The 16,036-nt window shown below is 47.0% G+C and carries 19 protein-coding genes; 9 read left to right on the top strand and 10 right to left on the bottom strand.

Annotation, left to right across the window (positions count from 1 at the left end; translation table 11 throughout):
* The first annotated feature begins 129 nt into the window (after positions 1-129).
* Positions 130-1,116, top strand: a complete 987-nt coding sequence (locus QUB61_RS23795; RefSeq protein ID WP_333132472.1) for an SGNH/GDSL hydrolase family protein — start codon at positions 130-132, stop codon at positions 1,114-1,116.
* Between the two features lie 282 nt (positions 1,117-1,398).
* Here QUB61_RS23795 and QUB61_RS23790 read toward each other — a convergent pair whose 3' ends face one another.
* Positions 1,399-2,451 carry a Gfo/Idh/MocA family protein gene (locus QUB61_RS23790; RefSeq protein WP_015178266.1) on the bottom strand — a complete coding sequence of 351 codons (1,053 nt, stop codon included), beginning with the start codon at positions 2,449-2,451 and terminating at the stop codon, positions 1,399-1,401.
* Between the two features lie 641 nt (positions 2,452-3,092).
* Between QUB61_RS23790 and QUB61_RS23785 the strand changes: the two genes are divergently transcribed.
* Positions 3,093-3,734 (top strand): hypothetical protein, encoded by a 642-nt coding sequence (locus tag QUB61_RS23785; RefSeq protein WP_333132473.1) that lies wholly within the window; start codon positions 3,093-3,095, stop codon positions 3,732-3,734.
* 114 nt (positions 3,735-3,848) lie between these two features.
* Here QUB61_RS23785 and QUB61_RS23780 read toward each other — a convergent pair whose 3' ends face one another.
* Entirely contained in the window at positions 3,849-4,079 is a 231-nt protein-coding gene (locus QUB61_RS23780) for a PrsW family glutamic-type intramembrane protease (protein ID WP_333132474.1), read from the bottom strand.
* Positions 4,080-4,837: 758 nt separating this feature from the next.
* Between QUB61_RS23780 and QUB61_RS23775 the strand changes: the two genes are divergently transcribed.
* Positions 4,838-5,497, top strand: coding sequence for a PEP-CTERM sorting domain-containing protein (locus QUB61_RS23775; RefSeq protein WP_333132475.1), 660 nt, complete (start codon positions 4,838-4,840; stop codon positions 5,495-5,497).
* Between the two features lie 36 nt (positions 5,498-5,533).
* Here the strand turns inward: QUB61_RS23775 and QUB61_RS23770 are convergent, their stop codons facing one another.
* From QUB61_RS23770 to def, 3 genes are all read right to left on the bottom strand, one after another.
* Positions 5,534-6,871 carry a PrsW family glutamic-type intramembrane protease gene (locus QUB61_RS23770; RefSeq protein WP_333132476.1) on the bottom strand — a complete coding sequence of 446 codons (1,338 nt, stop codon included), beginning with the start codon at positions 6,869-6,871 and terminating at the stop codon, positions 5,534-5,536.
* Between the two features lie 321 nt (positions 6,872-7,192).
* Positions 7,193-7,393 (bottom strand): hypothetical protein, encoded by a 201-nt coding sequence (locus tag QUB61_RS23765; protein WP_199297488.1) that lies wholly within the window; start codon positions 7,391-7,393, stop codon positions 7,193-7,195.
* Positions 7,393-7,953 carry a peptide deformylase gene (gene def, locus QUB61_RS23760; protein ID WP_333132477.1) on the bottom strand — a complete coding sequence of 187 codons (561 nt, stop codon included), beginning with the start codon at positions 7,951-7,953 and terminating at the stop codon, positions 7,393-7,395. The genes QUB61_RS23765 and def overlap by 1 nt, the downstream gene beginning before the upstream one ends.
* Positions 7,954-8,054: 101 nt before the next feature.
* Between def and QUB61_RS23755 the strand changes: the two genes are divergently transcribed.
* A complete protein-coding gene (locus tag QUB61_RS23755) occupies positions 8,055-8,567 on the top strand; it encodes a DUF1648 domain-containing protein (RefSeq protein ID WP_333132478.1) in 513 nt (170 codons plus the stop codon).
* A 369-nt stretch (positions 8,568-8,936) separates the two neighbouring features.
* Here the strand turns inward: QUB61_RS23755 and QUB61_RS23750 are convergent, their stop codons facing one another.
* On the bottom strand, positions 8,937-9,392 hold the full coding sequence (locus QUB61_RS23750; protein ID WP_333132504.1) for an aspartyl protease: 456 nt from the start codon (positions 9,390-9,392) through the stop codon (positions 8,937-8,939).
* Between the two features lie 57 nt (positions 9,393-9,449).
* Positions 9,450-9,905, bottom strand: a complete 456-nt coding sequence (locus QUB61_RS23745; protein WP_333132479.1) for an aspartyl protease — start codon at positions 9,903-9,905, stop codon at positions 9,450-9,452.
* 120 nt (positions 9,906-10,025) lie between these two features.
* On the opposite strand from QUB61_RS23745, the gene QUB61_RS23740 reads away from it, so the two are divergent.
* Together QUB61_RS23740 and QUB61_RS23735 are read left to right on the top strand one after the other, a co-directional pair.
* The gene (locus tag QUB61_RS23740; RefSeq protein WP_333132505.1) at positions 10,026-11,318 is read left to right on the top strand and encodes a pentapeptide repeat-containing protein; all 1,293 of its coding nucleotides are present in this window, start codon (positions 10,026-10,028) and stop codon (positions 11,316-11,318) included.
* A gap of 97 nt (positions 11,319-11,415) precedes the next feature.
* Complete coding sequence (locus tag QUB61_RS23735; RefSeq protein ID WP_333132480.1) at positions 11,416-11,748, top strand: hypothetical protein; 333 nt, start codon at positions 11,416-11,418, stop codon at positions 11,746-11,748.
* 121 nt (positions 11,749-11,869) lie between these two features.
* Here QUB61_RS23735 and QUB61_RS23730 read toward each other — a convergent pair whose 3' ends face one another.
* Positions 11,870-12,070 (bottom strand): hypothetical protein, encoded by a 201-nt coding sequence (locus QUB61_RS23730; RefSeq protein ID WP_333190133.1) that lies wholly within the window; start codon positions 12,068-12,070, stop codon positions 11,870-11,872.
* A gap of 123 nt (positions 12,071-12,193) precedes the next feature.
* Here QUB61_RS23730 and QUB61_RS23725 point away from each other — a divergent pair, with 123 nt between their 5' ends.
* Complete coding sequence (locus QUB61_RS23725; protein ID WP_333132482.1) at positions 12,194-12,703, top strand: hypothetical protein; 510 nt, start codon at positions 12,194-12,196, stop codon at positions 12,701-12,703.
* A 37-nt stretch (positions 12,704-12,740) separates the two neighbouring features.
* On the opposite strand, the gene QUB61_RS23720 is transcribed toward QUB61_RS23725, so the two are convergent.
* The gene (locus QUB61_RS23720) at positions 12,741-13,364 is read right to left on the bottom strand and encodes a TenA family protein (RefSeq protein WP_333132483.1); all 624 of its coding nucleotides are present in this window, start codon (positions 13,362-13,364) and stop codon (positions 12,741-12,743) included.
* 280 nt (positions 13,365-13,644) lie between these two features.
* Here QUB61_RS23720 and QUB61_RS23715 point away from each other — a divergent pair, with 280 nt between their 5' ends.
* Both QUB61_RS23715 and QUB61_RS23710 read left to right on the top strand, forming a co-directional pair.
* Positions 13,645-14,607, top strand: coding sequence for a glycosyltransferase family 2 protein (locus tag QUB61_RS23715; RefSeq protein WP_333132484.1), 963 nt, complete (start codon positions 13,645-13,647; stop codon positions 14,605-14,607).
* An 84-nt stretch (positions 14,608-14,691) separates the two neighbouring features.
* The gene (locus QUB61_RS23710; RefSeq protein ID WP_333132485.1) at positions 14,692-15,297 is read left to right on the top strand and encodes a glutathione S-transferase family protein; all 606 of its coding nucleotides are present in this window, start codon (positions 14,692-14,694) and stop codon (positions 15,295-15,297) included.
* 179 nt (positions 15,298-15,476) lie between these two features.
* Here the strand turns inward: QUB61_RS23710 and QUB61_RS23705 are convergent, their stop codons facing one another.
* Positions 15,477-15,887, bottom strand: a complete 411-nt coding sequence (locus tag QUB61_RS23705; protein ID WP_333132486.1) for a DUF6920 family protein — start codon at positions 15,885-15,887, stop codon at positions 15,477-15,479.
* Positions 15,888-16,036 lie beyond the last annotated feature (149 nt).

Genomic DNA, 16,036 nt, shown 5'->3' with positions numbered 1-16,036 from the left:
GCTATATATTGATTCCATGGCTTTATCCCTCCCAATTTAAAACTATTAAATTTGTCTAAATATCTGCGGAATGTGGGTTTAAGAATCCCCGCGCTGGTCTGCCGGGGAGTTCGTCAACGAGGTTAAGTGGTGGAAGTTGTTCTCATAATTTTGGCTGTCACCTCCGGATTGTGGGCAGCAATCGAAGTGCTGCTGCGGGTGCTGCTGGGTTTTGGCAATCCCTTGATTTACATTGCCGATGCCGAGTGCGGCTATTTGTTGGCGCCCAACCAAAAGGTGCGCCGCTTGGGCAACCGGATTGAGATTAACGAGTATTCGATGCGTAGCGGAGCGATCGCCCCTGTACCCCCTCCAGAAACTCTGCGCGTCTTGCTGTTGGGAGATTCTGTCGCCAACGGCGGTTGGTGGACACATCAAACAGATACGATCTCGGAAATTCTGGCTCGGGATTTGAGACTGCAAGTACAGAATCTGGCGAGCCATGCACAATTAGGTTCACAAGTCAACTACTCAGATTTTGAAGTTCTCAACGCCTCAGCGAATTCTTGGGGGCCGAGGAATCAACTTGCTTACGCCAAGCGGTTCGGTGTTTTTGGGGCAAATGCTGTGGTGTTGCTGCTCAATACGGACGATTTTTTTGCCTCGGCTCCCTGTCCTCTGGTTGTGGGTCGCGATCGCTCTTACCCGGATCGCAAACCCCGATCGGCTACGCTAGAGTTATTGAGCCGCTACCTGCTACCTGCTGTGCCGGCTCCCCAATTGGCAGCACCCGGAGCCACAAGCGGCGATGTAGTAGGCTGCAACTTAGAAGCTATTCGCCAAATCCAGAAAATAGCTGTATCCGCGAACGTCAAGTTTTTGCTAGCCCTCACGCCCAAGCGAGGCGAATTCGGCGGCGCGGGCCCTCGCGACTGGGAAGTCAAAGCTAGAGCGCGTCTCGCCGAACTCGTCGAAACAGAGAAAATTACTTACATAGATTTTCTTCCCATTTTCAATTGTGGGGCCGAACTTCCAACTTTGTATCGAGACAGCATTCACCTGAGTCCTCAAGGAAATCAGCTAGTGAGCAAAACCATCAGTCGTCAAATAGTTGCTCTTTTTTGGCATAAATCGTAACCTCACCTAAAGACGGATACTTGCCCCCGACTCCTGTTGTGGAGAGCAAAAAATTTTAAACCTTAGTTCAAGCCCCCAGATTCATCTGCAAGGTCAATCTAAAGTCTAAAATCGTTCGACGCTCGCGCGGCTCGACTAAGCGCTCGCCGAAGTGCTCGCGCCTCCGTCTCAAATCTCAAATCGACTGACATCGAATCCGGCTGCATGGGAACAGTTACCGTCTTCAACGAACAACAAACCCAAACTGTAAAAGCACCCGGAAACGACTGGATTTGTCTCGATTTAGCTAACTTGCAAAGTAGACTCTAGCTCTTTCGGATACCAAGCTTGACCGTCGAGAGCCATTTGCTCGATCGAACTCGCAAGCCGCAGAGCTTTGAGAGCTTGTTCTCCTCCCACAGAAGGCTGATTTCCACCCCGCACGCAATTAATAAAATGCTCCAATTCTGCGTGGAGCGGTTCAATATTGCTGGTGTAAACTTTCTCGATCAACCCATCTTGACGGTAAAGCACCTGACCGTAATCGGTCACGTAATTGGCGGTTGTTTGCCGGTGAATCAAGATTTCGTTGTTGAGAAAATCTGCCTCTGTCAGAGAATTCTTGCAGTGAGCCACGATTGAACGGAGTTTGCGGTGCGTCACCTTACTGGCAGTCAAGGTGGCGACAATGCCGTTAGCAAAGTTCAGCGTCGCTGTCACGTAGTCTAAATAACCTGAATCTGAGGCCCTGCTGCCGCTGGCCGTCAGCTTGACCACTTGGGAATCTGCCAATTCCAGGAGCAAGTCGATGTCGTGGATCATTAAATCCAAAACTACCGATACGTCGTTAGCCCGCTGGGAATAGGGACTCATCCGGTGAGCTTCCAATGCCAGTAACTCTTCAGTTTTCAGCACTTTGCCGAGTTCCTGAAAAGCTGGATTGAAGCGCTCGATGTGACCCACTTGTAAAATCCGGTGGGCCTCAGCAGCCGCGTTGACCAAAGATTCGGCTTCGGCAATGCTAGCCGCGATCGGCTTTTCAATTAAAACGTGAACACCCGCTTGGAGACAAGACATCCCCACCGGGTGGTGCAGGCGAGTTGGAACGGCGACGCAAACTGCATCTACGTGGGCGAGCAAATCCCGGTAGTCTTCAAAGAAGCGAACCCGGTATTTGCTTGCTACATCTATTCCCCGCTCTACATTTATGTCTGCAACACCCACGAGTTCGATATCTTTTAGCAAGCTCAGAACTCGCGTGTGGTGCTGGCCCATATTGCCAACCCCAATCACCCCAATGCGGAGGGGTTCAGGTTGACTTCGCTGGGCGAAAACGTTTGCGTATCCCAATGACATCCTATCTAGCACTCCTGGATTCTCCTCCACCACCACAGGAATCAAGCCCCTTGGCTTCCCTCAGCTACTCACAGCCATCCAGATAGTACCACAGTCAAACTATTTGTGAAGAATTTCTAAGTTCAGTTGCGATTATCGCCTCAGACAATCTAGCATCCGCGAATCCTACACAAGGGCAGAATACTGGGGTAAGGTTTCTGGTAATTGCGTATTGACAAATTTACTCAAATATGCTACCTATCGCGGGCGATCGTCCGGAGCATCGCCACAACACAAATCGGTGGGAATATTTTTCCGGTACGATCGAACATTTGTGTTGTTTAGCGGCAAAAGCAATAGTTGCCCCGTAAGAAATGATACAAAATTCAGCCTAGTGAACACCTTTAGGATTAGGGGTGTTTACATTTAAAAATCTTTGACTTCAAAAAAATTAACCTTAAGAAGGCGCAGAATTACGGGCGATCGCTCACTCAAATAAACTAGACTTAGCTCAATAGTCCGGACTGTTTTTAGTTCTTCGTCTGAAACAATTGATTTGCCGTTGGTAGATCGATGGCCGCAGATCCTTGAAACTCATATTATACGCTTGGCAATCAAAAACAGTCCGAAGTATTGTTAGGTAAACCTTAATAAAAAAAACCATGAGTCACAAACTACTGCCCAGATTAGGAAGTGCGATCGCCAGCACAATTTTAAGTTATGCAGCCGTGTCATTGGTAGGAGTAGACAAAGCACAAGCCGCCGTACTCACCTACAATTTCCAAGCGGACCGTGGTGAAATGGGCTTCGGTAGCGGTTCTTTCAAGGTGAGTGACTCCTCGCTTACACGAACAGGATTGGAACAAATTGCAGTATCCGAGGGAAGATTCAACAACTTCACGGTCTCTAAAAATTACTACGATTTGGCAGGGGCTATAGCTTTATTTTTTCAAGGGGAGTTTCGCGGACTGCAAGCAAGTGGTAGCGACGGAGAGATTAGAGCACTAGGAGGGCCTTATTACACCAAGTATGACCGCAGGGCATCTTGGTCTATGAATACCAACGGGGCAAGCAGTCCTGGTACGTGGACATCTTATTTCTCGGGGTATATTGAGACAATAATTTGGAGCTACGAGAATCCTGTGCTCATAGTCGACCGTACAATTATCAACGATGCGAAGGTTTCTTACACCCTAGTGAATACCGAAGCCGAACCAGTTCCCGAACCTCTCACCGCTGGGACTGCCGCTGTAGCATTGGCAGGTTTAAGCTGGTTAAAACACAAGAAAAAAATGGCAGGTTGAGGTGCTCTGGCACCTCAACAATTAAGCAGTCAGCAGTCACTTTTCAAAGAATATTCGAGTAGCAAAATTTTGCGCTCTATTCGGAGACAGAGCTCGGGCTCTGTCAAATCGCGTCTACCAAAAACCCATAGGACAAAACTCCCACCAACGCCCCGAAAAGTACGCCCAAGGGCTCCCGACGCATTCGACAAAGCGTGAAGTGCCGAAGCGCTGAAATAGCCTACCCCCAAAATGAGTCCGCTTCCTGGGTTTGAGGGCGCTCAAACCGATAAAATATCCCAAATAGCCGCTGTAAGCCATGTGTCCGGCGGCCGCACCCAAAATGCGGGGAATTAGCAACTGCAATCCTACTAATTGTCCGGCGTCGGGTCCCGCCTGCAGGGTGACATTTTGGATAATATTGGGAACGTGCTCTCAAGCGACTTTCTAACGCAGTGTAAAGCCGACGGAGCCCGGCACTTCCTAACAGAATTCCGTCTCAAGGTTCCCAAACGCCGACTCGATCGCACCACGGATTTTTCAGCAGCTACTCACAGCCATCGAGATCGTACCACAGTCAAACTATTTGTGAAGAATTTCTAGGTTCAGTGGCGATTATCGCCTCAGGCAATTTAGCATCCGCGAATCCTACACAAGGGCAGAATACTGGGGTAAAATTTCTTACTATTGTGTATTGACAAAATGAATTAAATATGCAGTTAAAACGCGGGCGATCGTCCTTCGCATCGCCACAACACAAATCCGTGGGAATATTTTTCCGGGCTGCTCAAACATTTGTGTTGTTTAGCGGCAAAAGCAATATTTGCCCAGTAAGAAATCATACAAAATTCAGCCGTTGTGCACCTTTCGGAGTACGGGTGTTTATATTTGGCAATCTTTGACTTCACAAAAATTAACGTTAAGAATGCGGATAATTACGGGCGATCGCTCACTCTAATAAACTAGACTTAGCTCAATAGTCCGGACTGTTTTTAGTTGGTAGTCTGAAACAATCGATTTTCCGTTGGTAGATCGATAACCGCAGATCTTTGAAACCCTTATTATACGCTTGGCAATCAAAAACAGTCCGAAGTATTGTTAGGTAAACCTTAATAAAAAAAACAATGAGTCAAAAACTAATGCCCAGATTAGGAAGTGCGATCGCTAGCACAATTTTAAGTGTGTTTTCCGGCGTGTTATTGGTAGGAGTAGACAAAGCACAAGCCGCCGTACTCACCTACAATTTCCAAGCCGATTATGGAGGTGGCGGCTTTTTTAAGGTGGATAACTCCTCGCTTACAGGAATAGGATTGGAACAAGTTGCAGTTTCCGAGGGAATATTAAACACTATTCTCATTCTTAACTTTTATGCACTACAAGGCGGCAAACAATACTACAATTTGGCAGGGGCTAGAGCTGTATTTAATCAAGGAGATTTTCGCGGACTGCAAGCATCTGGCAGCGACTCTGTGACGAGAAAAATAGACGAACCTAATGTGCCTATTTACTTCAACTTGCGGGGCAGCGCATCTTGGTCTATAAATACGATCGGGGAGGCCCCTATGCAGGTATCTTATTTCTATGGGGATAAGGAGGTATACAATACAGAGTCAGACGGTACGGTACGTCTAGTTGAGAGAGCGATCGTCCGCGAGAACCCTGTTTCTTACACTCTAGTGAATACCGAAACCGAACCAGTTCCCGAACCTCTCACCGCAGGCGGTACAGCTTTAGCATTGGCAGGTTTAAGCTGGTTAAAACACAAGAAAAAAATGGCAGCTTGACGTGTCCTGGCACCTCAACAATTAAGCACTCAGCAGTCACTTTTGAGACAATAGGCGAGTGGCAAAATTTTGCGCTCGATTCGGAGACAGAGCTCTGGCTTTCAAAATCGCCGCTACCAAAAACGCATAGGACAAAACTCCCACCAACGCCAGCAAAAGTACGCTAACGGCTCCCGACGCATTCCACAAAGCGTGAAGTGCCGAAGCGCTGAAATAGCCGACGCCCAAAATAGGCCAGCGCTTCCTGGGTTTGAGGGCGCTCAAACCGATAAAATATCCCAAATAGCCGCTGTAAGCCATGTGTCCGGCGGCTGAACCCAAAATGCGGGGAATTAGCAACTGCAATCCTACTAATTCTCCGGCGTCGGATCCTGCTTGAAGGGTGACATTTTGGATAATATTGGGAACGTACTGTCCCATAGTTTCTAACAGTATAAAACCGACTGCTGAGGCACTTCCTAACAGAATTCCGTCTAAAGGTTCCCAAACGCCGACTCGATCGCGCCACGGATTTTTCAGCCAATTTCCCAGCAGCATCGCTCCCAAAACGGGCAGGGCTTTCAGCAATTCTTCCATCAGACCCGTCCCGAAAAACATTTGGGTCAAAAAAGGGAAAAAACTGATTGCTTCACCTTCGGCTGGCAGGCGGCCGGGCAAAATTTCTCTAAATACTAATATAAATCCCATCAATAAAGGGCTGAGCAAAATCAGGACTGTAGCTAAAGCCGAACCAAGCAATACCCACCAAGGCTTGTGTTTGCCGCACAGTTGATAGATAAAGTAGTAAGCCGCACCGGCGAGGTAAGCTGACAGCAGCAAGTTGAATGCTGCGGGATTTCCCACGGCGACAAACATCGAAACTACAAAAATAACTGTGGCAATACCTGGATATAAGTAAGCTTTTTGGGTTAATTGTTTGCCCGTCGAGGCGATCGGGAATAATTGAGTTAAAGTGAGAGCGTCTTTTTCCCTACCAGCAAAATTGCCCGTTTGTGGTGCTCTTAATCCGGGTTTATTTTGGTAAGGGGTTGCGGGAGATTCAAATATGAATTCAGGGCCGTCAAGGCCGAGACTGATGCGATCGCCTGTTTCTAAAGTTTGGCAGCCTTGCAGCTTTTTCCCGTTGATATAAGTTCCGTTAGCGCTGTTGAGGTCGCAAATTTCCCATCTCGTCAAAGTACCCTGAGTCAGGGGACGGACTGTGGCGTGGCGGCGGGAAACCATGCCGTGGGCGATCGACTCTAAAGTTATTTGACAATTTCGATCGCGTCCGATTGCCACTTCCCCATTTTCATCAAGTTGGTACTTGGACGCTGGCTCTCCCGCAGCGCCTTTGGCGGGCACTTGTCGCAGAAATCCGATTTCATTAGTCATTAGTTATGAGTCATCAGTCATTAGTCATTAGTCATTAGTCATTAGTCATTAGTCATTAGTTATGAGTTCGCGATCTGTTAGCTGATGTTATTTTTGGGCAGTCTTTATTCCACAGTGATTAGTTATGAGTTCGCGAGGGGTTAGCTAATGTTATTTATCCGCAATTTTTATGCCACAGTTATTAGTTGTTAGCTGCTGACTAATCACGAATAGACATCTCCAAAAATTATTGTGGGGATTAGGGGTTAGGCATCCTGCCTGCCCAAAACCTACTTTTCTGGAGATGTCTAATGACTAAAAACTCATGACTAATAACTCTGCTTATAGATTTGCTCTGGCATCCTGAACGGCTGCATAGAAAAATATGCCTGTTAGCGGTACGCTGAGGGCGAGGATGATGCCGGTGACTAAATTGCCGAGTTGAGCTTCTCCCGAAGACAGCTCAAAGATCGAGCCGACTGCCGCGATCGCGGCGATACACGAAAGAGCTAACAATAAACCACTTTTAGGAGTTCCTGCCATCATACTGACTTTACTGCCTTTGGCGAAAATTTGTGCTTGACTAATTCTTCATTCAGTGCGAGCTTGTTTTCTACTCTGTCTACAAACAGCACTCCGTTGAGGTGATCCATTTCGTGCTGAATTGCCCTCGACAGTAACTCTGTTGCTATCAGGGTTTGCGGGCGACCGTATTCGTCGCGGTAGAACACTTCAATGACTTCTGGGCGTTTGACTTCTAAATAAACTCCCGGAATGCTCAAACACCCTTCTTGCAAGATGCAGACATCGCTGCTGCTACTTTTGATGGTAGGGTTGATCAAAACCATTGGGGGTGTGGCGGGGTTTTCCGGGTCGCAATCGAGCACGATTACTTGTTTGTTGACTCCGACCTGGGGGGCAGCCAAACCGATGCCATCGGCACTGTACATGGTTTGCAGCATTTCTCGGACTAGCTGCCTAATTTCTGCATCGACGCTTTTGACGCGCTTCGCTGGCTGCCGCAGGACGCGATCGCCTAGTGTGTGTATTGTTAGGGGCGGTTTTTCTAACTTTTTCTTTTCAATCAAAACCTGAGCCGTCATAAAACCTCGCGGGATGTTTGGAAACCCCCAACGAAAGCTGTTGGGGAATGAAATTGGAACCAATACTATTATTTCCAATATTAATCTAATTTTAAGTAGCCATGACTGGAAACGCACCCAACCAACGGCCGGTTATTTCTCTGGGGCTTTCGCCTGTTTTAGTGGCGGTAGAGCTTTTAGCTGCGATCGCGATTTTGCTGGCTGTTTTACTCATTGTACAGTTTTGGGCGGTTTTGCCCGATCGCATTCCGATTCATTTCGGCGATCGGGGGCTGGCTGATGCTTGGGGCGACAAGGTGACGATTTGGATCGTGCCGGCGGTGGCTGCGATTATTTTTGCGGTTTTAACTGCGGTATCGCGCTATCCGCATACTTTTAATTATCCCGTACCGATTACTTCGGAGAACGCTCGCCGGCAATATCTGTTGGGGCGAGGCCTTTTGGTTTGGCTGAAGGCCGAGATTTGCTGGCTGTTGGCGTTTGTGGTGCGGCAGCAAATTATTGTCGCTTTGGGCAATGCTCAAAGGTTTAGTATCGAGTTACTTTTAGGGTTAGTTGTTTTGATGTTTGGGACGGTTGGCGTGTATTTGCTCAAGGCTTATTCTGCTCGCTAGATGTAGGGCAAAAAACTTACTTATAGCCTTTCGAGCTCTCATATGAGGTACTATCCGGCCCACGGGCATAGGCCTCCGTGGCCTCCGTGGGCATAGGCCTCCGTGGGCATAGGCCTCCGTGGGCATACCTCACTTTTTTGAGAACCGCTATATACCAAAAAAAATGGTTTTTTGGTCGAATATTATTAACCGCCGTTAATAATATCTAACCTCTCAAACATCAAGAAAATTCAATTGTAATGAGGGATAAATTTCTAAAAGTTTTATGAGGAGTTTAGTCCTCAGTACAAACATTTTTGATGGGGGTAATTGACTGGAGATGATAGAAACCACAGGCGAGAGGTTTGTGCTACGGTAAACGCAGATCGACTAACCCATCAGATATGTTTGCTGATTGTTCATCGGCAATACTCGCAACCGTCGATTTTTCAAATCTGGTTCTAAGCCTAGTTCTTCCATTGGAATCACGCCTAGCAAAACAGCAGAAACGCCTTCGGGTAACTCTAAACAATCAAATCTCCCTTCTCTCCCCTCTACAATAATTTGAGCGTCGGCAAATATTCGACCCTTTTTTATGCCCGCTGATGTTTCTACATCTCTTTCTCCTACTTGTATTAAGCCTAACTGGCTAATAATGCGAGCTGGCAAGGAAAGCAGAGTTGCTCCGGTATCGACAACAACGTTATCGAGGATAACAGAACGAACTTCCTCAGCAGAAATAAATCCCCGTTCAGCTATAACTCGATCGATGCGATTCGTGACGGTGATTGTTGTAAGAACTTGACCTATTTGTTTTTCTTGCAGATTGGGAAGTACGAGTGTAATATTATTTTACCTTTTTTAGAATTTCAAATCAATTGAACACTATTGAACGCCGCTCGACTAACCCATCAGATATGTTTGCTGATTGTTCATCGGCAATACTCGCAGCAGTCGATTTTTTAAATCTGGTTCTAAGCCTAGTTCTTCCATTGGAATCACGCCCAACAAAACAGCAGAAACTCCTTTGGGTAACTCTAAACAATCAAATCTCCCTTCTCTCCCCTCTACAATTATTTGAGCGCCTGCAAAAATTCGACCTTTTTTGATGCCAGCCGATGTTTCTACATCTCTTTCTCCTACTTGTCTTAAACTTAGTTGGCTAATAATGGGAGCTGGCAAGGAAAGCAGAGTAGATCCGGTATCGACAACAACATTATCGAGGGTAACAGAGCGAACTTCCTCAGCAGCAATGAATCCCCGTTCAGCCATAACTAGATCGATGAAATTCGTGACGGTGATTGTAGTGATTACTTGACCCCTTTGTTTTGCTTGCAGATTGGGGAGTACCAGGGTCATAGTATGTTACCTCTTTGAGTGTAATTAGTGGATATTTCTATGGTAATACTATCTAGAATCCTGCGAAAGTTAGTTAAAATCGTTTTAGTGATCGGCCAAAATTAGAATTTGCCTCAACGCATGACACCAGAAAACAACTCTTCTCAACCCAATCGCCCTGAATCTAACGTGACTGTAGAAAGTCAGAACGGTGCGAGCCCTACTGTGCCACCAGAATCAGGGACAATCGTCGCTACTGCTGAACCGGAAAAACCGGTGCCGCCGCCTCCAACTCGCAAGGTTTTATTGCCGCAGCAGCCGGAACAAACGACTGCTGAGAAGTCGGGATCGGCGGTGACGCTGGGGTTGATCTCCGCGATGATTTTTGGGCTGGCCAATGACAACATTTGGCTGGGCTTAATTGGCGCTGTCGGTGCGATCGGCATATCGCTGCGGCTGATGTGGCCGAGTTGGGGCAAAATCTGGGCGCAGGTAATTCCGCCGACTTGGCGCACGCTGATCGTCGCCTGCTTCGGGCTTTTAGCTGGGATTGTTGGCTTGCTGATGCTCAGCGGTACTAATACTGAACCGGGAAGCCGCAACATCCAAATCAACTGGGACGCCATCGGCGCTCTCGGCGAGTTGATCGGCGCTTTGGGCCAAATTTTGATCGCAATTTTGGGCGTTTACGTGGCTTGGCGGCAGTACGTGATCTCGAAAGATTTGACGATTCAGCAAAATCGAATTACGCAGCAGCAAACGATCGATGCTTATTTTCAAGGGGTTTCGGACTTAGCCCTTGACGAACAAGGGTTTTTGGAAGACTGGCCGCAGGAAAGGGCGATCGCAGAAGGTCGCACCGCTGCGATTATGAGCAGTGTAGATGCTGAAGGTAAAGCTAAAATCCTGCGGTTTTTGTCGCAGTCTAGATTGGTTACTCCTCTGAAGCGCGATCGGCTTTTAGGCCGCCCCATCCTTGACGGCGACGGCGGCTACGCTGAAGACAGAGATCACGGTATCCGCGTTATCGATCTCAATGTCATGTTAGCGGGTGCTGACCTGGCTGGCACCGATTTGCGGTGGACGGATTTGAGCGAAGCCAACCTCGTCCGCGCCAATCTCAGCAAGTGCGATTTGGTGAAAGCCAACCTCTCGCGCGCTGTCTTGTACGACGCCAATCTCGCTCGCGCCGACATGAGAGCCGCCGCATTATTCTACGGCTCGGCAGAAACTGCATCTCCCCGCAGCCGTACCGAATTTCCCAACTATCAAACGGGTGAACATACGGGCGCTGTGGTTGAACGCGTTGATTTCACCGGTGTCAAGCGGCTGTCGGAGGAACAGCGCTATTACTGCTGCGCTTGGTGCGGCTCGAAGTCTAGAGAAACTATTCCCGGTGGCTGCGAAGGGATTCCCAATAAACTCGGACGTTAAAATTAGCAGTACCCCTTTACTTACGTATATATTGGGCGATCGCTCGGCAGCGGACTATACTTTAAATTTAAATCTACAGTTTTGCGCGGTTTTAGCCATGACAAATACTGATTTAGGGTTAGAAGTAATTCCGCACCGTCCGCGCTCCAAAAGCAGGGACGGGTTAATTTTTGTAATTGCTATGTGGTTTCTGAGCCGATCGGTAATTGCGATCGGGATGCAAGTAATTGCCCCGTGGTTCGACCCGCTGCCGAACTCACAGAGTTTTGTTCCCGGCCCGCTGCCTGGCTCACAGCGTTTTGTTCCCGGCTTTATTCCCAAAAGTGGCTGGGAACTGTTTGCGCATTGGGACGGCCAATGGTACACCGACATCGCTACGGTGGGCTACACCTATGTAAATGACGGGCAGGCGCATACCGTTGCCTTCTAAGCTGTTGTGCATTTAAATTGTATATTTCGAGTCCCGATCAAAAATCGTCAAATCCTCTCCCCCTCTCCCCTTCACCCCCTCTCCCTCTCTAATACCATAGGCAATCTAGATGCAACACAGCTTATCCGCTTTTTCCCTTACTAATTCGGGGGCTGATGACCCTCGGAATGCGAGCCGACGCAGCAGGGGTATTAATCAACTCTTCGGCGTTTTTGGCTGCCTTAGTGCTGGTGTACTTTTGGGTAGAGGCTCGATACGATGCTGGTGCAGCGAAGTAGACAACTGCTGTGTTAGCTTGGTGTCCGTTCTCACTATTTTGCACTGTTGTGTATACAGAAGGATTGTTTTTGTTCCTGACAGCATCGGCTTTACGAGCTTTTGAGAGGGGCGAGTATATTTGGGCGGCTTTTTGGGAGCTTTGACGACTGCTACTAGGGGACCGGGAGTGGTGCTGATACCTACTTTTTTGCTGACAGCTTGGAGGGAAAAAAGACCCCCTGTTGCTTATGTTGCCGGTTTTGCTACCGCGATCGGGTTATTTTCATTTAGTTTATATTGTGCTATTCGTTTTGGAGATGCTTTAGCATTTGTTCACGTACAAAAGGGATGGGTACACCCTAGTTGGTTCGATGTATTGATTAAAGCTCTCTCAGGGAATATATCTGCTATCAGTAGAATTGTGATGATTGTTGGCAGCGGCTATTTGTTGTGGTTTTTTCGCAAAAGGCTTACCAGTATTGTTGTGATTTACGGTTTTTGCTCTTTGGCGCTGCTGGTTAATTTGGGAGCTCTGAGCTCGGTACACCGCTACGCTTACGGTGTTGTGGCACTGTCAATAGCTCTCGGCTTGTTGCTAGCGGCTAAGCCTCGTTGGGGTTACGGGTTGATGGGATTGTTTGGCGTATTTCTGCTTTACGTTTCCGTGAGATTTGCTAGTTGGCTGTGGGTAGCTTAGGGGCGATCGCTCTTAATATCTTTTTCATAAACTTAATTTACTCTATTTCCCAAGCTGCCTGAAAAAAGTCTCTTTCGCACAGCATAGCGTAGCGATAGGTTGCTTCTACTTCGGGCGTACCTTCTGCGTAGCGATCGACCAAACTTTCCAGCCGTTTTGCTAAAATCTCAAAATCAGGGCTGCTATAGGTCGAAATCCAGTCGCTAAAGGCGTGTTCCGGTATATTAGATTTAGCGAGCTGCTGTCCCAAAAAAGCATACAACCGCAAGCAAGGAGTCATCGCGGCTGCTGTCAAACCGACACCGCTTCCCCAGGCTGTCGCTAATAAAAAATCTGTGTAGTGGCGGGTAGCCATTCCCGGTTTTGCCTCTTGCAAGTTTACCCCCCATTTGCCTGCATATCCTTGATGCAACCGAAGTTCTTCTAAAACACCGCTGCCGAGATTGTGGAGGATTTCAAACCCCTCCCAGTCGGGTGCTTTTGCCGCAGCGATACTGTAAGCGCGAGCAAATGCTCCCAGAAAAAATGCGTCTTGTGCAATGTAATATGCAAAACTATTTGAGGGCAGGCTGCCGTCAGCAATGCCTCTGACAAAGGGATGTTGCAGACAAGCTTCGCTTAAGTCTTGATTTGCTTGCCAAAGATCGTTGGAATTTGTCATGCAATTTTGAATCGATGGGTTATGATTGTAATTTTTCTAGCCTGACTAAACATCTATGATAACAAATATTTTCGCTGTGCGTCAGTCTTATGGTGTCTTTATTTTTCGTATTTAAGAAAATAGATAAGTTTTGGTAAGCTGCTATTTTGTCTGCTGCTGTTGTCTGATTCAAAGAGCAAAATTACGTGCCGAACCTCTCTCGTGAAGCAGCCAGCGTGTGTGGGGAAAAAGAAACTTTTGATTGAACGGTTGAAAAGCCGATTTTTAAACAGAAACTTCCATGAACGATACACCTAAATATTCCTTGGTAATTCCTATCTATAACGAAGAAGAAAATCTCGCTGAATTGTATCGGCGAATTAGTGCCGTGATGGATCGAATGGACGGCCCAGTAGAATTAATTTTAATTAATGATGGTAGCCGCGATCGCTCTCTCGAACTTTTGCGAAAATTGCACGAACAAGACTCGCGAATTTGTTATCTCAGTTTTGCCCGCAATTTCGGCCACCAAATAGCTGTAACTGCTGGCTTAAACTTTTCTAGTGGTCAAGTTGTAGTCATCATGGACGGCGATTTGCAAGACCCGCCAGAGCTAATTATAGAGATGGTAGAACAGTGGCGGCAGGGCTATCAAGTTGTTTACGCTCAGCGCACTCAACGCCGTCAAGAAGGTTGGTTTAAGCGGTTGCCAGCTTATATGTATTATCGCATTTTGCGGAATCTTGCTGATGTTGATATTCCCATAGATACGGGAGATTTTTGTTTGATGGATAGGTGCGTGGTGGACGTACTCAATGCGATGCCTGAACGCAACCGCTACATTCGGGGACTGCGCGCTTGGATTGGTTTTAAACAAACGGCAGTTAAGTTTGAACGAGATCCGCGTTTTGCTGGGGAGGTCAAATATACATTCAGAAAATCTTTGAGTTTGGCGATGAATGGTTTAGTATCTTTTTCAAAAGTTCCCCTCCGACTTTCGATTTATCTGGGGTTATTTGCGGCATTTGTATCTGTATTAATGGCTTTTTTGATTTTGTATTGGCGGGTTTTTTATCCAAATTCTGCCTTAACGGGTTTGACAATTGTGATGATGGCGGTTTTCTTTTTGGGTGCGGTGCAGTTGGTCAGTATTGGGATTTTGGGCCAGTATATAGGGCGTATTTACGAGGAGGTGAAGGGCCGCCCGCTTTATACTTTGGCAGAAGTGGCTGGTTTTGGCGATCGACACCGATCGCCAAAATAATTTTAGCAAATAACTGTTAACTCATCGTGCTTAAATTATCTAATTTATGAGATAATTTAAGATCGTAAAATCTTCTCAAGACTCATGTTTAAACTTTACGAGTATTCCCCCTCGGGCAATTGCTATAAAGTTCGCTTGCTGTTAACTCAGCTCAATATTCCCTTCGATCGCACAGAAATTAATATTCTAGAAGGAAAAACCCGCACACCTGAATTTTTGGTCAAAAATCCCAATGGCCGCATTCCGGTGTTAGAAATCGCACCGGGTAAATTTCTGTTTGAATCGAATGCAATTATGTTTTACTTGAGCGAAGAAACTGAGTTTTTCCCCACGGATAAATTTGAACGGGCTCAAGTCATGCAGTGGTTGTTTTTTGAACAGTACAGCCACGAACCTTTTATTGCTACTTCTCGTTTTTGGTATTTGATAGGGAAAGCACAAGAATATCAGGAAGCACTTCAACAAAAACAAGCACCGGGTTATGCTGCTTTGGGGGTGATGGAACAGCATTTAGCAGAAAATGAGTTTTTTGTGGGCGATCGCTATACAATTGCTGACATCGGTTTATTTGCTTACACTCACGTTGCTGACGAAGGCGGATTTGATTTAACCAGATTTCCAGCTATTCAAACTTGGATCGGTCGAGTAAAAAATCAACCTCGATATATCAGCATTACACAATTATATTGAATGTAAATGAGGCTAAATGTACTATACGTCTAGAACAATTACCGTCACATTTCTCAGTTATTTTTGCTACAGCGCGAACTCATGGTTAATCTTTGTAAGCTAATCCGCATTTAAATTGCATGGTAAAATAAATTTTTCCTCTTGTGGGGTGGGCATCCTGCCCGCCCTCAACATACAATTTAAATGCACAACAGCTTAATCCGCACTCTCCAGTACGGCCAAGAGCCTTCTGGGGGTTGCCATGCTACTTCACCTTCTAAGGGGATCTGCATTCCATTACGAACCGTATATCCCCAAAATTGGCCTTCCCACGGTGTTGGGACTAGACTCTGATAACGAGCCTCAGCACGAACGGTGCTGATTAACCCTTCGGTATTAAAACGAAATACCAGGGAGACAGTTGTTGCACAATGCGTCAGGGTGCCACCAGCGGAGGTATCATCCGCTTCCCAGCGCACACCCTGACTGGGTAACAAGGCCGTGGGATACCGCGCCGCCTCTGCAAAGAACCGTATAAGTTCACCTTCGGCTACTTCAGGCGTACCGCGCACGTCAGCAAGGGTGACAAAACCGAGTAATGATGCGTGCAAAGTGCCTTCCCCTAACACCTAGGAATCATGGACAAACACCTTCAGTATACTTTCAAGGAGTGAGAGTCAGAAAAACACAGGTATTTAGCCGGGTTTGATATTGCCTGTAAGTGAAACGAAACTATCAGAAATGGACTGTAAATGAAGCG

This window comes from Microcoleus sp. C2D2 (assembly GCF_036702495.1).
GTDB lineage: Bacteria > Cyanobacteriota > Cyanobacteriia > Cyanobacteriales > Microcoleaceae > Microcoleus.
Note: the sequence above shows the minus strand (reverse complement) of the source record. Positions and strands in the feature narration are given on the sequence as shown.

Bases quoted from the DNA above. Each gene is read 5' to 3' on its own strand.
- QUB61_RS23715 (WP_333132484.1), top strand. From the start codon at position 13,645: ATGAACGATACACCTAAATATTCCTTGGTAATTCCTATCTATAACGAA.
- QUB61_RS23755 (WP_333132478.1), top strand. From the start codon at position 8,055: ATGACTGGAAACGCACCCAACCAACGGCCGGTTATTTCTCTGGGGCTT.
- QUB61_RS23735 (WP_333132480.1), top strand. From the start codon at position 11,416: ATGACAAATACTGATTTAGGGTTAGAAGTAATTCCGCACCGTCCGCGC.
- QUB61_RS23745 (WP_333132479.1), bottom strand. From the start codon at position 9,905: ATGACCCTGGTACTCCCCAATCTGCAAGCAAAACAAAGGGGTCAAGTA.
- QUB61_RS23775 (WP_333132475.1), top strand. From the start codon at position 4,838: ATGAGTCAAAAACTAATGCCCAGATTAGGAAGTGCGATCGCTAGCACA.
- QUB61_RS23740 (WP_333132505.1), top strand. From the start codon at position 10,026: ATGACACCAGAAAACAACTCTTCTCAACCCAATCGCCCTGAATCTAAC.
- QUB61_RS23790 (WP_015178266.1), bottom strand. From the start codon at position 2,451: ATGTCATTGGGATACGCAAACGTTTTCGCCCAGCGAAGTCAACCTGAA.
- QUB61_RS23765 (WP_199297488.1), bottom strand. From the start codon at position 7,393: ATGGCAGGAACTCCTAAAAGTGGTTTATTGTTAGCTCTTTCGTGTATC.
- QUB61_RS23710 (WP_333132485.1), top strand. From the start codon at position 14,692: ATGTTTAAACTTTACGAGTATTCCCCCTCGGGCAATTGCTATAAAGTT.
- def (WP_333132477.1), bottom strand. From the start codon at position 7,953: ATGACGGCTCAGGTTTTGATTGAAAAGAAAAAGTTAGAAAAACCGCCC.
- QUB61_RS23720 (WP_333132483.1), bottom strand. From the start codon at position 13,364: ATGACAAATTCCAACGATCTTTGGCAAGCAAATCAAGACTTAAGCGAA.
- QUB61_RS23770 (WP_333132476.1), bottom strand. From the start codon at position 6,871: ATGACTAATGAAATCGGATTTCTGCGACAAGTGCCCGCCAAAGGCGCT.
- QUB61_RS23785 (WP_333132473.1), top strand. From the start codon at position 3,093: ATGAGTCACAAACTACTGCCCAGATTAGGAAGTGCGATCGCCAGCACA.